We start from the raw sequence: 14,376 nt of genomic DNA, 5'->3' as shown, positions 1-14,376 counted from the left end.
GCCTCGAGTCAACCACTCAGCGGCTACGGGTGGGAATCTCGAACCAGACGGCTTTGCCTTCCCTGGTGGGTCGTGACCCCCAGCGCCTGGCGAGCTGGTCGACCAGGTAAAGGCCGCGTCCGCCCTCGTCGTTCTCGCCCGCGCTCCGGATCCGCGGCAGGCGCAGGTCCTGGTCGAACACCTCGACCCAGACCGACTCCTCGCCTCTGCGCAGCCGCAGCGTGAACTCCTTGTCGCTCACCACCTCGTCCTCGAAGCCGGGCACGTCCCAGGACTCCTCGAACGGCAGCGGCGGCCCCTCGACGACCAGCTCTCTGCGGGGCACGCTTCCGTGGGCCGCGTGGAGCACCACGTTGGTGACGACCTCGGAGACGAGCAGGCAGGCCAGCTCGGCGCGCTCCTCGGGGACGTTCCAGCCGCCGAACGCCTCGGAGGCCATCCGGCGCGCCTCGCCGACCATGATCGGCTGCGCCGGGAACGTGCGCTCCTCGACGTCGAGGTCCGACTGGCTCGACCGGACCACCAGGATCGCCATGTCGTCGTCGATCTCGCCGGGCACCGCGACGGTGGCCGCGTCGGCCACCCGCTCCACCTCGGCGTCGGCCATCTTCGCCAGCTTCTCGCAGAGCACGCCCAGCGTCTCGGCGTCGGTCGGCATCCGGCCGTCGCGGCCGGGGCGGCGGTCGACCAGGCCGTCGGTGTAGAGGAGCAGCGCCGCGCCGGGCGGCAGCGTGCGGGTCTCCTCCTTGTAGACGAGGTCGGCGTGCAGGCCCTTGGCGCGTACGCCCAGCGGCTGGCCGACCTCCTCGATGTCGAGCTCGACGCACTGGCCGTCGACCAGCAGCAGCGGCGGCGCGTGCCCGGCGTTGGCGAAGGAGAGCTGCCGCGACCAGGCGTCGTAGACGAGGTATTGGCAGGTCACGATCGGCGGCACGCTGATGTCGGCGCCGCTGTCGTCCTTCTCCGGATCGGCGATGATGCGGGTCCACTCGTCGAGCCTGGCCAGGATGTCGGCCGGTGACTTGTCGTCCTGGGCGAAGGCCCGCAGTGCCGCCCTGAGCTGGCCCATGATGGCCGCGGCCTTGGCGCCCCGGCCCTCCACGTCGCCGATGACGATGCCGACGCGCCCGGCCGACAGCGGGATCACGTCGTACCAGTCGCCACCGACCTGGGTCTGGATGCCCTGGCCGTGGGAGGCGAGCGGCGCCGCCGGGTAGTAGCGCACCGCGATCTCCAGGCCGTCGAGCTGGGGCAGTGCCCGCGGCAGCAGGTGCTTCTGGAACGACTCGGCGGTGTGCCGCTCCTCCTCGAACAGCAGCGCGTTGTCGATCGCGAGCGCGACCCGGGTGGCGATGGCGCCGACGAAGTCGCGGTCGAACGCGTCGTAGTGGGGGCTGCGGCGGTCGGTGAGGTTGGACAGGCCCAGGTACATCAGGCCGAGCGTCTCACCGCGTACGCACAGGGGGGCGACGATGGCGGAGGTCATGCCGACCTCGCCGCACAGCTTGGCGCTGCCCTCGCTCGGCGAGGGGAAGTTGCTGGTGGCGAAGTCCTCGACGAGGAGGGTCTCCTGGCGGCGCAGCGCGGTGTCGGCGTAGTGGCTGGCCGGGTAGCGGATCTCCGCGCCGATCGGCTTCCAGGTGCCGGGCGGCGGGCTCCACCCCTGGACGTGCTGCGAGACCCGGCGGACCAGCCGGTCGCCCTCCATCAACTCGATGAAGCAGTGGTCGGCGAACTGCGGGACGAGCATCTCGGCCACCCGCTTGAGCGTCTCCTCGACGTACAGCGAGCCGGCCAGCCGCTCGCCGATGCGCTCCAGCAGGCCGAAGCGGTCCTTCTCCCGCTCGTTGCTGCGCAGCGCCTCGCGGGCGGTGACGACGATGCCGGTCACCGACCCGGAGGGATGGCGCAGCGGCACGGCCTGGGCACGCACATAGACGATCGTGCCGTCACCCCGCCGCACGTCGAAGGTGCCCTCCCACACGCCGCCCTTGAGTACGTGCTTGGTCAGCTCGATGGCGAGCGGGTGGTCCTTCTCCATGATGCCGAGCGACAGCATCGAGGTGTCACGTGACGACTTCGAAGGGCGCCCGAAGAGCTTCTCGGCGAACGGATTCCAATACAGGAGATTGCTGAAACGGTCGGTCACGACGACCGCCATCTCCGCATGATCAAGTACGGATTCGGCCGCCAGCTGATCAGCCTCGTCGTGCGACAGATCCCCCCAACGCTTCATCCGGAGACCACTCCTAGGGAGGGCATGTGCGCAAAGCGAACCACGGGCACTCCTGCAACAGTGTTGACCGGCGGGGAGTGGAGGGCCTCCCAATAGGGATTCAACCAAGGAGTAGCGGACGAGTCAGCGTCTGGAGACGAAAACATGCGCGGCAACGTCACGCGGAAGCTCCGCGAGAGTGTCGTTCGCGTCACCGTCACCTGTCACCCGCACACCGTCGTCGCTCGCCGCGAGCGTCACCTCGCGTCCGGGTTGTATCCCAACTTGCTTGAGTTTAAGCATCACAGCAGGATCGCTTTGCACTTGTTCGCTAATTCGCCGCACGACTACGGGGAGATCTCTGGGCCCGGCGAGGTCGGACATGGATGTCAAGAGGTCTGGGCCGCCTTCTATGGGCTCTCTGGCCCCGAGCTCGCCCAGACCCGGGATCGGATTGCCGTGCGGGCAGACAGTCGGGTTGTCGAGCAGCGTCACCAGGCGGGTCTCCACGGACTCGGACATCACGTGCTCCCAGCGGCACGCCTCGATGTGCACCTCTTCCCAGGGCAGGCCGATGACCTCGGTCAACAGGCACTCCGCCAGGCGGTGCTTGCGCATGACGCGCGTGGCCAGGGTGCGGCCGAGCTCGGTCATCGACAGGTGGCGATCACCCTCGACGCGGACCAGGCCGTCGCGCTCCATCCGGGCCACTGTCTGGCTCACGGTGGGGCCGCTCTGCTGAAGCCGCTCCGCGATGCGCGCGCGCAACGGGACGATGCCCTCCTCCTCGAGCTCGAAGATCGTGCGGAGGTACATCTCCGTGGTGTCGATCAGGCCGTGTGCGGTCAAGGCTCCTCCCATCTGAATGCTACGCCGGTCAGGGCAGGGACTGGACCCGTCCGTGACGGGCACAGAAGTCACACGGAACCCTATGGGGAGAACGACCGACGATGGCGAAGGACGACAACACCGGTGCGACCCAGTTCCTTCCCGACCGCCGGGGGGCGCGCCCACTCGTACGGCCGACCGGTCCGGTGGCGGACGGCTAACCGGCCCGGTAGTTCCGGAAGCTGGGCACCGACAGGCCGACGACCAGGACCGCGATGGCGCACGCCAGGCCGCCGCCCACCCACGCCCAGGTCATCCCGAACCACACGGCGGTGAGGCCGGCCCGCAGGTCGCCCAGGCGCGGACCACCCGCCACGACCACCATGAAGGCCCCCTGCATCCGCCCGCGCATCTCGTCGGGAGCGTGCAACTGCAGAATCGACTGCCGCCAGACCGACGAGACCATGTCGGCGACGCCGCCGACGGCCATCAGAACGACCATGAGCCACAGCTGCTGGGCTAACCCGGCCGCGGCCACGCTGAGGCCCCAGAGGGCGATTGTGACCGTCAGAGCCACCCCCTGGCGGCGTACCCGGCCCAGCCAGCCGGAGCCGAGCGCGCCGAGCACCGCGCCGATGGCCATGCCGGCCGACAGCCAGCCGAGCGCGATCGGGGAGCCGTCGAAGCGCTCGGCCACGGCCTGCGGGATCAGCGCCCGCGGCAGGGCGAACACCATCGCGATGATGTCCACGACGAACGACATCAGCAGGACCGGCCCGGTCGCGATGTAACGCAGCCCGTCGATCACCGACCGCCAGCCGGGCCGCTGGATCTCCCCCATGGGGAGCAGTTCGGGCAGCCGGATCGCCGCGTACAGGCTGGCCGTGAACAGGACGGCGTCGACCGCGTACGCCAGCGGGTAGCCCTGCCAGGCCAGCAGCACGCCCGCGATCATCGGCCCGACGATCGCGCCGAACCCGAAGACCAGCGAGTTCAGCGCGTTGGCGGCGGGCACCAGCTCGGCGGGCAGGATCCTGGGGATGATCGCGCCGCGGGCGGGTGAGGTCATGGCGAACCCGGTTGCGCTCACCGCCGAGGCGAGCAGCAGCAGGTAGACGTTGCCCAGCCCCAGGAGGGCCTGCGCCAGGATGAAGAGCGTCGCGCCCCAGGAGATGAGCGAGCTGGTGATCAGCAGCCGGCGCCGGTCGACCGCGTCGGCGAACGCCCCGCCCCACAGCCCGAACACCAGGAGCGGGATCAGGTTGGCCAGACCCAGCAGGCCGACCCAGAAGGAGGACTGGGTGAGGTCCCAGACCTGCTTGCTGACCGCGACGACGGTCACGCCGATGCCGATGTTGGCGATGGCCTGACCGGACCAGAGCCGCCGGTAGGTGGGAACGCCAAGCGGCCGTATGTCTATGAGATGACGCTTGACCAGCTCCCCGATTGCCACTTAAAGCACATTAAGGGGCAAGTCTCTCCAAGACCCACCCGGGGCGGGTTCGCCGGTAGCGGAGCCTGTCATGCATCCTGTCAAGCTGCCCCTGCCAGAACTCCACCTCCAGCGGGCTGACCCGGTACCCGCCCCAGAACTCGGGCACGGGCGGATCCTCCGGCCACCGGGCGGCGAGCTCCTCGTAGCGGGCGTCCAGCTCCTCCCTGGACCGCACGACCGCGGACTGGCGCGAGGCCCAGGCCCCGATCCGCGAGCCGTACGGCCTGGAGTTGAAGTAGTCGGCCGACTCCTCGTTCGAGAGCCGCACCACCGTGCCCTCGACGCGTACCTGGCGGCGGATCGGGTGCCAGGGGAACAGCAGCGACGCGCGGGCGTTCTCGGCCAGGTCGCGGCCCTTGCGCGACTCGTAGTTGGTGTAGAAGACGAATCCGTGCTCGTCGTAGCCCTTCAGCAGGACGGTCCTGGCACTCGGCCGGCCGCCGGCCGAGGCGGTGGCCAGCACCATGGCGTTCGGTTCCGGCAGGCCGGCGGCGAGCGCCTCCTGGAACCAGACGGCGAATTGCGTGATCGGATCGGGGGCGAGATCGGCTTCGAGCAGCGGCTCGCCCTCATACGTACGGCGAAGCCCCGCCAGCGCGGGCGGGCGCGAGGTTCCATCCACGAGACGGTATTCTTGCGCGCTTGGTGGCAGATCCCACACAACACTCCCTACCAGCGGCTTTCACGTTCCGGCGGGTCCGGAGACCGACCACGGGCGGGTAGGGGGTTAAATTGACCCGCCGGTATCTCGACATCAAGGCATTGCCGGAACATGGCAAGAAAGGGAGGCGGCCGAGAATGTCCGACTTCAAACCCGGCCTCGAGGGCGTTGTAGCTTTCGAGACCGAGATCGCGGAACCGGACAAAGAAGGGGGCGCCCTTCGCTATCGGGGTGTCGACATCGAGGAGCTGGTCGGCCGTGTCCCCTTCGGGCACGTCTGGGGCCTGCTGGTCGACAACAAGTTCCAGCCGGGCCTGCCCCCGGCGGAGCCGTACCCCATTCCTGTCCACTCCGGTGACATCCGCGTAGACGTACAGAGCGCGCTGGCCATGCTGGCCCCGGCCTACGGCTTCAAGGCGCTGCTCGACATCAGTGACGAGGAGGCCCGCGACCAGCTCGCGCGTGCCTCCGTGATGGCTCTCTCCTTCGTGGCGCAGTCGGCGCGCGGCCTCGGCCTGCCGATGGTGCCGCAGAGCCGCGTCGACGAGGCCAAGACCATCGTCGAGCGGTTCATGGTCCGCTGGCGTGGCGAGCCCGACCCCAACCACGTCAAGGCCATCGACGCTTACTGGACCTCGGCCGCCGAGCACGGCATGAACGCCTCCACGTTCACCGCCAGGGTCATCGCCTCCACCGGCGCCGACGTGGCCGCCGCGCTCTCCGGTGCCGTCGGCGCCATGTCCGGCCCGCTGCACGGCGGTGCCCCGGCCCGGGTGCTGCACATGATCGAAGGCGTCGAGCACCTGGGCGACGCCAAGAAGTACGTGCAGAGCGAGCTGGACAAGGGCAGCAGGCTGATGGGCTTCGGCCATCGCGTCTACCGTGCCGAGGACCCCCGCGCACGGGTGCTGCGCCGTACCGCGAAGGAGCTCAACGCGCCTCGTTACGAGGTCGCCGCCGCTCTGGAGCAGGCCGCGCTGGAGGAGTTGCACGCGCGCAAGCCCGACCGGGTGCTCGCCACGAACGTGGAGTACTGGGCGGCCGTGGTGCTGGACTTCGCCGAGGTGCCCTCGCACATGTTCACCTCGATGTTCACCTGCGCCCGTACGGCCGGCTGGGCCGCGCACATCCTGGAGCAGAAGCGCACGGGCCGGCTGGTCCGCCCGAGTGCCAAGTACATCGGCCCGGCGTCGCGTCCGCTCAGCGACGTGCCCGGCGCCTCCGAGGTCGTCGGCACCATCTGACGCCTCGATCCTGATCTGTACGGCTGCGAGTCGACGGTGTCGGGCAGGGCGGCGCACACGGCGTTCTTCGGGGGCGCCTCGCCGACGTCCAGAGAGCCACAGCGGACGACCGGCTTCGGGTGACCTGCCTGGTCCACGTCCACCTTCATGATCGAGAGGGCCTTGTCGACGGGAGTGTGCAGATCGGCGGTGCCAAAGTCGATCTTCCCGCTGGATCCGCTCCAGACCCTTCGGGTGAGCCGGTACAGGATGTCGCCCCGGCTGGGCAGGCCGCCGCCCTCCTGTGCTCCGGCCCGGTAGGCCGTACTGGCGGCCTGGTAGAGCACGTTGGCCGCGTCGAAGGTGAGGATGAGACTGTCTTCGGAGGACTTCGCGTGCGCGCCCACGAGCAGGCTGCTGACGAACGCGGTCTGCCTGGCGGGGCTCTGCTTCCACACCGACCGGTGCGCCAGCGCCAGGTAGTAGACCTCCATCCGCTTCATGTGACCGATCTCACCGCCGTGGTCGGTCATCGCCCTGACGACGTCGTCGCCCGCGATCACCTTCGCGTCCTTGCAGCCGCTGCCCTCAAGCGAGGTGAGGAAGGCGAGAAACTCCGCGGCCCGCCCGGCATAGAGGAAGACGTCCGGCTTGAGGCCGCAGGCCCCCACAGCGGCTTCCTGGACGCCGCCCGAGTCGACGGTGTAGTCCTTCGGCTCCTTGACCGTGATGCCCTGGTCCTTCAGCGCTGTCACGAAATCGTCGGCCAGGTTCTTCGTGTACTGGTCAGTGGTCGATTCGTCCCGGACGATGGCCGCGACCGGCTTGTCCACGTGCGGGAGGAGCATGCGGCGGGCGAACCGCGCGCCCAGCGTCGCCTCACGGAAGTTGGTCGGCCCCACCTGGAAGTAGTAAGGGGACGGCTGGCCGGGGTCCTTGCCGTCGGCGGAGTCGCCGACGTAGCCGAGCCGGTCCGCCGTCGCCGTGCTCGACACCATCGGGATCTTCGCCAGATGCAGCTCCTCGATCGCCTGGCTGACGCCCTCCACGCTGCGCGGCAGGCCGATCACGCCCATCACGTGCTGGTCCTGCCCGGCGAGCGCGGTGATGAGCTGCGCCGCCCGGCGGCCGTGGCGGAAGTTGTCGCCGGCGTTGGCGATCAGCACGCGGAGCCGGGGCGTGGTGCTGGCGGTCCGCTGCTGCTCCTCCACTGCTTCCAGCTCGGACACGGCGGACGAGAGCCGGGTGTCGTTCGCCTCTGTCTTCGTGATCGAGAACTCGCCGAAGACGACCACGCTGACATACCGTCCCGAGCCGATGGCGTAGGCGTTGTTCGCGTCGATCTTCTTGACCAGCTCCTTCGCGTCATCCGCGAGCAGGCCGTCCGGCGTGTCGCCGGTGGCGTTCACGACGCCGACGCATTCGGGGCCGATCCGCTCCGCCCACTCCAGGCCGCCGCAGTGGGCGGTGCTGTCCCGCTGCACCCAGAACACCAAGGCGAACGGGAAAACCAGCAGCAGCCCGATGGCCGTCCAGTAGCCCAGGGCCCGCTTCCTGCGCGGCAGCACGGGCTGGTATTCCCCGGCGGCGGGCACGTCCGTGGCATGGACGTGGATCCGCAGGTCCGGGACGCGCGACCGGGCCACCGGCCGCCACCGCCCGACGGCCTCGGCGAGCTCGCCCAGCCCCTTGGACTCGGTCGGCGGTACGGGCGGGACGGAAGGCACGGCCGCCAGCACGACCATCGGAGGCAGCAACCCGGTCTTCCGGGTGGTCTCCTCCACGAGCCGCAGGAACCTCGCGTTGACCCCGGCGGGATTGACGACCTCGATCACCAGCAGGGCGTACTGCCCCCTGCCCCAGCTCGGCCACGGGATGATCCACTTCTTGTACGCCTCGCGCAGATCGCGCATCAGCGCGTGCACCAATAACCGCTCTATATCCGTGTCATCACGCTCGATATCCGCGTCGTCATCCGCGCCTTCGGCGTTGGCCAGGAGGAGCGCGTACTTGGCGAGCGGATCGAACCGATCCCGCGGTATGTACGGCTGCTTGCGGAACCAGCCGGTGAACAACGTGCCCCTGATCGAGAAGAAGGCCTGGCCGGCGGTGCCGAGCGCGGCCACCAACAGACCGAGCGCCCACGGAAGGAGACCGACGAGGTCGGCGGGGCCGTTGAACCACCAGACGGCCAGCGTGCCGACCGGCACCCAGGTTGTCACGGCGCGCGCCAGGAAGTCGGCGGACGTCCTGCGCCCCCGATCGGTGTCGCGGTTGCTCCGCCGCCACTCCTTGAGCCGTTTCTTGAACATCCGGTATCCCTCGTGCGTGCGCGGAGCGGGCAGCCAGCTCCCGGGATCTTTGGGATCACCGCCCGGCGACGGCAGATAGCGCTGCTTCCTCGCCCACAGCACGAACTGCGCGAGCGGGAAGCGCGGCGGCGGCAGCAGCGACCCGCTCACCGGGTTGCCCAGCTCGCCTTGCTGCTCCCCCGCCAGCTCCTCCACCAGCGTCTGGATCGACTTGTGCGCGCCCTCCTTGACATGGGCGTAGGGCACGCAGCCCACGAACGGCTTGGCGAGCGTCAGGGCCGCGGTGAGCGCCTCGGGACCCGTCACGTACACCGTGGGCAACGGCGGATCGGCCCGCCAGAACGCCGGCCGGCGAATCAAACCCTCGACGACACTCCGCAGATCGGCCATCCGGACGCTCCTCCAGCCGGTGCTCATCTGTGCTGTTGGTCCAACGACTGATCAGTGGGAATGGTTCATCCTTTCTCACCATCCGGACCCGGGTCCAGGCAACCTTCACGGGTAAGTACCCTTGGTCAGGTGGCTGACATCGTGATTCCCGCTGACATCAAGCCCGTCGACGGCCGTTTCGGCTGCGGGCCCTCGAAGGTTCGCACCGAGCAACTGGCCGCGCTCGCCGCCTCCGGCGCGAGTCTCATGGGCACCTCCCATCGCCAGAAGCCGGTCAAGAACCTGGTCGGCCGCGTACGCGCCGGCCTCATCGACCTGTTCGCGCTCCCCGAGGGCTACCAGGTCGTGCTGGGCAACGGCGGCACCACCGCGTTCTGGGACATCGCCTCCTTCGGGCTCATCCGGGAGCGGTCACAGCACCTGTCGTTCGGCGAGTTCTCCTCGAAGTTCGCCACTGTCGCCAAGAAGGCGCCCTGGCTGGGCGAGCCCACGGTGATCAAGTCCGAGGTGGGCACCTACCCGGCCGCGGTGCCCGAGGACGGGATCGACGTCTACGCGCTCACCCACAACGAGACCTCGACCGGCGTGGCCATGCCGATCGAGCGGCCGATCGAGCTGGGCGGCTCCGACGACTCGCTGGTGCTCGTGGACGCCACCTCCGGCGCGGGCGGCCTGCCCGTGGCCATCGAGGAGACCGACGTCTACTACTTCGCCCCGCAGAAGAGCTTCGCCTCCGACGGCGGCCTGTGGATCGCGCTCATGTCGCCGCGCGCCCTGGAGAGGGTCGAGGAGATCGCCGCCACCGATCGCTACGTGCCGGAGTTCTTCAGCCTGCCGGTCGCGATCGACAACTCCGGCAAGGACCAGACCTACAACACCCCGTCGGTGGCGACGCTGTTCCTGCTGGCCGACCAGCTCGACTGGATGAACGGCAACGGCGGCCTGGCCTGGACCACCGCCCGCACCGCCGACTCCGCCCAGCGCCTCTACACCTGGGCCGAGAAGACCTCCTACACCACGCCGTTCGCGGCTCCCGAGTTCCGCTCGCAGGTGGTCGGCACGATCGACTTCTCCGACGACGTGGACGCGGCCGCCGTGGCCAAGGCGCTACGCGCCAACGGCATCGTCGACACCGAGCCCTACCGCAAGCTCGGCCGCAACCAGCTCCGCGTCGCGATGTTCCCGGCCATCGACCCGGCCGACGTCGAGGCGCTGACGGTCTGCGTCGACTACGTGGTCGAGCGTCTCTGACCCGTCCGGCGCGACAGCTCGTCCAGCAGGGCCAGGGCGTCCTCCTCCTCGACGCTCTGCGCGAACCTCGCCAGCACCGGCAGCCGGTCGGTGCTGGCCGCCAGCGCCTCCAGCATGAGCCGCGTGACGTGCTCGTCCCTGGAGTAGGCGGCCGCGTACTTGAAGGCGTTCCGGTACGGCGTGCGGACGAGCAGCCCCTTCTTCACCAGCCGTTCGGCGACGGTCTGCACGGTGGTGTAGGCGAGCTCGCGTTCCTCGTTGAGCGTGGCGAGCAGCTCGCGCACCCGCATCGGCTTACCGGCATCCCACAGCACGTCCATGATCGCGCGCTCCAGGGACCCCAGCTTCGCCAACTGACCGACCTCCGGCTAGGTGAGTTAGGAAACATTCTTACCGAAAAAGCCCACACGCGCGACCGGGGCTGATCTTCCTTCTGCCCAGTTGGGCGGATATATCGTCATGTGACGGGGGTTATACCGGATGAGTATGAGCAGGCGGCCCAACGGCCTGGGCTACCTGATGTTCGCCAGCCGCTGGCTCCAGGTCCCGCTCTACCTCGGGCTGATCGTGGCCCAGGGCGTGTACGTGTGGCAGTTCGGGGTCGAGTTGTGGCACCTGATCGAAGGCGTCCTCCACGGCAGCAACAAGGACATCGAAGTCACGGTCATGCTGTCGGTGCTGGGGCTCATCGACGTGGTGATGATCTCCAACCTGCTCATCATGGTCATCGTCGGGGGCTACGAGACGTTCGTCTCGCGGATCAACCTCAACGAGCACCCCGACGAGCCGGAGTGGCTGTCCCACGTCAACGCGAACGTCCTCAAGGTCAAGCTGGCGACGGCCATCGTGGGCATCTCGTCGGTCCACCTGCTGCAGACGTTCATCAAGGCCCAGTCGATCCCGGACAGCAAGATGATGTGGCAGACGATCATCCACCTGGCCTTCGTCCTCTCGGCCATCGGCCTGGCACTGATAGATCGCCTGCTCTCATCCTCCCCGGCCGAGCGGGTGCACCCCTCCTAGCTACTCGCCGGTGACCGGGTTCTTCTTGAGGTGCTTCTCCGTGACCATCAGTCGCACCGTGCCGGCCTGGTCGGGCCTGGCGGCCCAGACATACCAGTCGTCGCCGGCCTCGGCCGACTGCTTCGTGGAGTAGCCGTTCGGGACCTCCTCGATGATCTCGAAGACCACCCGCAGGCCACGCCTGTGCGCCTCGGCCGCGACCTCGCCCACCGTCCGCCCGTCGACGTCGTAGCCTTCCAGCATCTCGCCCTTCCTGCCGGCGTCCGCGTAAGCCTGGTACTTCTCCCCGGGCTTGGCCGGCCGACCCAGGTAGAAGATGCCATGGCCCTTGAATCCCTTGGTCACCGTGGCAGTGAGGAAGCAACCTTCCTGGCCGAGCGTGCATCCGTCCGGCTTCAGGCCGCCGCCGAGCCTGTCGGCCTGGGTGGTGCCGGCGAACCCGAAGCGCACGATTTCGCCCACCTGGGTCGGTGAGACGGGTATCAGCTCCACGCCGATATTGAGGCCCAGCGCCTGGAACCCCTCGGCGTACAGGGCGTGGTCGGCGAACGGGTCCTTGATCGTGGCGACGTACTCGTCACCGCGCAGCTCGATGTCGATGGCGCTGTTGGCGTACGAGGTGGCGTCCCGCTCCAGCAGGCTCGGGCCCATGACGGCCACGGTGGCGAGCGCGGCCGTGGCGACCAACCCCACGACCAGGCGGCGGGCGCGGCGCGATCTCGGCGTCCGGCTCCGGGCGGCTTCCGTGCCCGGCTCCTCGGCGACGATGGCCGCCAGCAGCGCACGGGCCCCCGCGCGGGACGCCTGACCGGCCAGTTGCTCGTCCCGGATCCTGGCGAGCTCGCTCAACTCGTTCATATGGACTCCACGGAAAGACGGTTGACGGAGACGCCCGCGCCGGCCAGCGCCTTGGCGAAGCGCTTGCGCGCGCGGTGCAGCCGGATGCGTACGGCGTTGCGCGAGCAGTCGAGGACCTTGGCGAGCTGGGCGTGGTCCAGCCCCTCCCAGGCGACCAGGGACAGCAGCTCCCGGTCGTCCTCGTGTAACTCCTTGAACGCCTGCGCGATCGCGCCCAGCTCGACGCTGCCCTCGGGCGAGTAGGCGTACAGGTCGGCGAGGTCGGCGTCGAGCCGCACGCTCCTGGACTGCCGCCTGACCCGGCCGCGCCGGTGGTTGGCCAGGACGTTCCTGGCTATGCCGTACAGCCAGAGCCTGACCTCCGCGTCAGGCGGCAGCGCGTCGACGCGACGCCAGGCGATGGCGAACGTCTCGGCCACCACGTCCGCCGCGTCCTCGGGGGACGCGCAGCGGCGCATGGCGTATCCGAGAATCGGCTCGTATGTCTGGGCATACACGGCCTCGAACCGGCGTCTCCGGTCGTCATCCACTGGCGAATCCCATGGTCGGCCTCCTCAGTCGGGGGTTACGGACACCCCCTACATGTCTGAGGCCGTTCCGGCATTTCACCCCGATCGGGGGGAAATGCCGCCCTACAGCGCTTCGCGCTTGCGGCGCAGCAGCCAGGCGGAGATGACGCCGCCCAGCAGGCCGAACAGGTGGCCCTGCCACGAGATGCCCTGCTGGTTGGGCAGCAGCCCCCAGAGGATCGAGTAGTAGACGACCGCCACCCCGATGCCGATGAGGATGTCGAACACGCGCCGGTCGAATATCCCGCGCGCCAGCACATACCCGAAATATCCGAACACCAGGCCGCTCGCGCCCACCGTGACCGTGTCGAGGCCGCTGGTGGCCCAGGTGCCGATCCCGCCGATCACGATGATCAGCAGGCTGGCCGCGAAGAACCGCCCGATCCCGCGTAATGCGGCCAGGAACCCCAGGATCAGCAGCGGCAGCGAGTTGGCCATGAGGTGACCGAAGCCCACGTGCAGGAACGGGGCGAAGAAGATGCCCATGAGCCCGGAAGGCTCCAGGCCGACGATGCCGAACTCCCGGTCGAGGCTGCCGTTCATGGTGAAGTCGACGACCTCGACCGCCCACATCACGCCGAGCAGCACGATCATGACCAAGGCCGCGCTCAGCGCACCGGTGAGGAGGGTGCCCGCGCGCCGCTTGGCGGACTCGTACGCGGATCTCGAATAGTCGCTCATGCGCCCCTCCCGCTAGCCGTCTCCTTCTTTACCGTACGCAGAAGAACTTATGCGTGCGCTAAGGAAACCCCCTCCCAAACAGGGAGGGGGCCGGGAAAAGGGCTACTCGCCCTTCCACTGGGGGGCGCGCTTCTCGGCGAAGGCCGCCGCGCCCTCCATGGCGTCCTTCGAGCCGAACACCGGGCCGATGATCGTGCCCTGCTTGGCGAACATCTCCTCCAGCGACCAGTCCTGCGACTCGATGATCACCTTCTTGGTGGCCGCGAGCGCCAGCGGGGCGTTGGCGGCGATCTTGCGGGCCAGCTCCAGCGCCCCGTCCAGCGCCTCGCCCGCCGGGGTGATCCGGTTGACCAGCCCCAGCTCGTACAGGCGCGAGGCGGGGTAGTGGTCGCCGGTCAGGGCGATCTCCATGGCGACGTGGTACGGGATCCGCTGCGGCAGCCGCATGATGCCGCCCGCGCCCGCCACGAGACCCCGCTTGGGCTCCGGCAGGCCGAACTTGGACTCCGACGACGCCACGATCACGTCGCACGACAGCGCGAGCTCGAAGCCGCCCGCGAGCGCGTAGCCCTCGACCGCCGCCACGATCGGCTTCTTGGGCGGCGACTCGGCCAGGCCGCCGAAGCCGCGGCCCTCGACCACGGGGAAGTCGCCGGACAGGAAGCCCTTGAGATCCATGCCCGCCGAGAAGTATCCGCCCGCGCCGGTCAGGACATAGGCGGAAATGTCGGTGCGGGCCTCCAGTTCGTCCAAGGCGGCCGCGATGCCGCGGGCCACCGCGCCGTTGATGGCGTTGCGCGCGGCGGGCCGGTTGATCGTGATCACGGCGACGCCGTCGGACTCTTCGACGAGCACTTCGTCAGACACGGA

Annotated in this window: 12 protein-coding genes; 3 read left to right on the top strand and 9 right to left on the bottom strand. The window is 69.0% G+C overall.

The genetic code is table 11. The annotated features are described in order from the left end of the window. Nucleotides 1-16: 16 nt before the first annotated feature. The 4 genes from KME78_RS40535 to pdxH all read right to left on the bottom strand — a co-directional run bounded on the left by KME78_RS40535 (nt 17) and on the right by pdxH (nt 5,160). Entirely contained in the window at nt 17-2,236 is a 2,220-nt protein-coding gene (locus KME78_RS40535; protein WP_219534804.1) for an ATP-binding SpoIIE family protein phosphatase, read from the bottom strand. A gap of 123 nt (nt 2,237-2,359) precedes the next feature. Continuing rightward, nucleotides 2,360-3,064, bottom strand: a complete 705-nt coding sequence (locus tag KME78_RS40530) for an iron-dependent transcriptional repressor DtxR (RefSeq protein ID WP_219534803.1) — start codon at nt 3,062-3,064, stop codon at nt 2,360-2,362. Between the two features lie 196 nt (nt 3,065-3,260). Next, entirely contained in the window at nt 3,261-4,496 is a 1,236-nt protein-coding gene (locus tag KME78_RS40525; RefSeq protein ID WP_308127313.1) for an MFS transporter, read from the bottom strand. Nucleotides 4,497-4,506: 10 nt separating this feature from the next. After that, nucleotides 4,507-5,160 carry a pyridoxamine 5'-phosphate oxidase gene (gene pdxH / locus KME78_RS40520; RefSeq protein WP_219534802.1) on the bottom strand — a complete coding sequence of 218 codons (654 nt, stop codon included), beginning with the start codon at nt 5,158-5,160 and terminating at the stop codon, nt 4,507-4,509. A gap of 176 nt (nt 5,161-5,336) precedes the next feature. Here pdxH and KME78_RS40515 point away from each other — a divergent pair, with 176 nt between their 5' ends. Then, on the top strand, nt 5,337-6,443 hold the full coding sequence (locus tag KME78_RS40515) for a citrate synthase 2 (protein ID WP_219534801.1): 1,107 nt from the start codon (nt 5,337-5,339) through the stop codon (nt 6,441-6,443). A gap of 2,810 nt (nt 6,444-9,253) precedes the next feature. Continuing rightward, complete coding sequence (gene serC, locus KME78_RS40510) at nt 9,254-10,375, top strand: phosphoserine transaminase (protein ID WP_219534800.1); 1,122 nt, start codon at nt 9,254-9,256, stop codon at nt 10,373-10,375. Here serC and KME78_RS40505 read toward each other — a convergent pair. Continuing rightward, nucleotides 10,354-10,728, bottom strand: coding sequence for a BlaI/MecI/CopY family transcriptional regulator (locus KME78_RS40505; protein ID WP_214643254.1), 375 nt, complete (start codon nt 10,726-10,728; stop codon nt 10,354-10,356). The two genes, serC and KME78_RS40505, sit on opposite strands and share 22 nt — an antisense overlap. 133 nt (nt 10,729-10,861) lie before the next feature. On the opposite strand from KME78_RS40505, the gene KME78_RS40500 reads away from it, so the two are divergent. Beyond that, entirely contained in the window at nt 10,862-11,398 is a 537-nt protein-coding gene (locus KME78_RS40500) for a TIGR00645 family protein (RefSeq protein WP_246652915.1), read from the top strand. Here the strand turns inward: KME78_RS40500 and KME78_RS40495 are convergent, their stop codons facing one another. The 4 genes from KME78_RS40495 to KME78_RS40480 all read right to left on the bottom strand — a co-directional run bounded on the left by KME78_RS40495 (nt 11,399) and on the right by KME78_RS40480 (nt 14,373). Beyond that, the gene (locus tag KME78_RS40495; RefSeq protein ID WP_219534798.1) at nt 11,399-12,256 is read right to left on the bottom strand and encodes a hypothetical protein; all 858 of its coding nucleotides are present in this window, start codon (nt 12,254-12,256) and stop codon (nt 11,399-11,401) included. Further along, a complete protein-coding gene (locus KME78_RS40490; protein WP_219534797.1) occupies nt 12,253-12,786 on the bottom strand; it encodes an RNA polymerase sigma factor in 534 nt (177 codons plus the stop codon). Before KME78_RS40490 ends, KME78_RS40495 begins: the two co-directional genes overlap by 4 nt. Nucleotides 12,787-12,888: 102 nt before the next feature. Beyond that, nucleotides 12,889-13,506, bottom strand: a complete 618-nt coding sequence (locus tag KME78_RS40485; protein WP_219534796.1) for a rhomboid family intramembrane serine protease — start codon at nt 13,504-13,506, stop codon at nt 12,889-12,891. A 102-nt stretch (nt 13,507-13,608) separates the two neighbouring features. Continuing rightward, nucleotides 13,609-14,373 carry a crotonase/enoyl-CoA hydratase family protein gene (locus KME78_RS40480; RefSeq protein WP_219534795.1) on the bottom strand — a complete coding sequence of 255 codons (765 nt, stop codon included), beginning with the start codon at nt 14,371-14,373 and terminating at the stop codon, nt 13,609-13,611. Nucleotides 14,374-14,376 lie beyond the last annotated feature (3 nt).

Source organism: Nonomuraea guangzhouensis, from assembly GCF_019396345.1.
In the GTDB taxonomy this organism is placed as follows: Bacteria; Actinomycetota; Actinomycetes; order Streptosporangiales; family Streptosporangiaceae; genus Nonomuraea; species Nonomuraea guangzhouensis.
The sequence above is the reverse complement of the archived record's forward strand: the minus strand, read 5'-3'. Positions and strand labels throughout refer to the sequence as shown.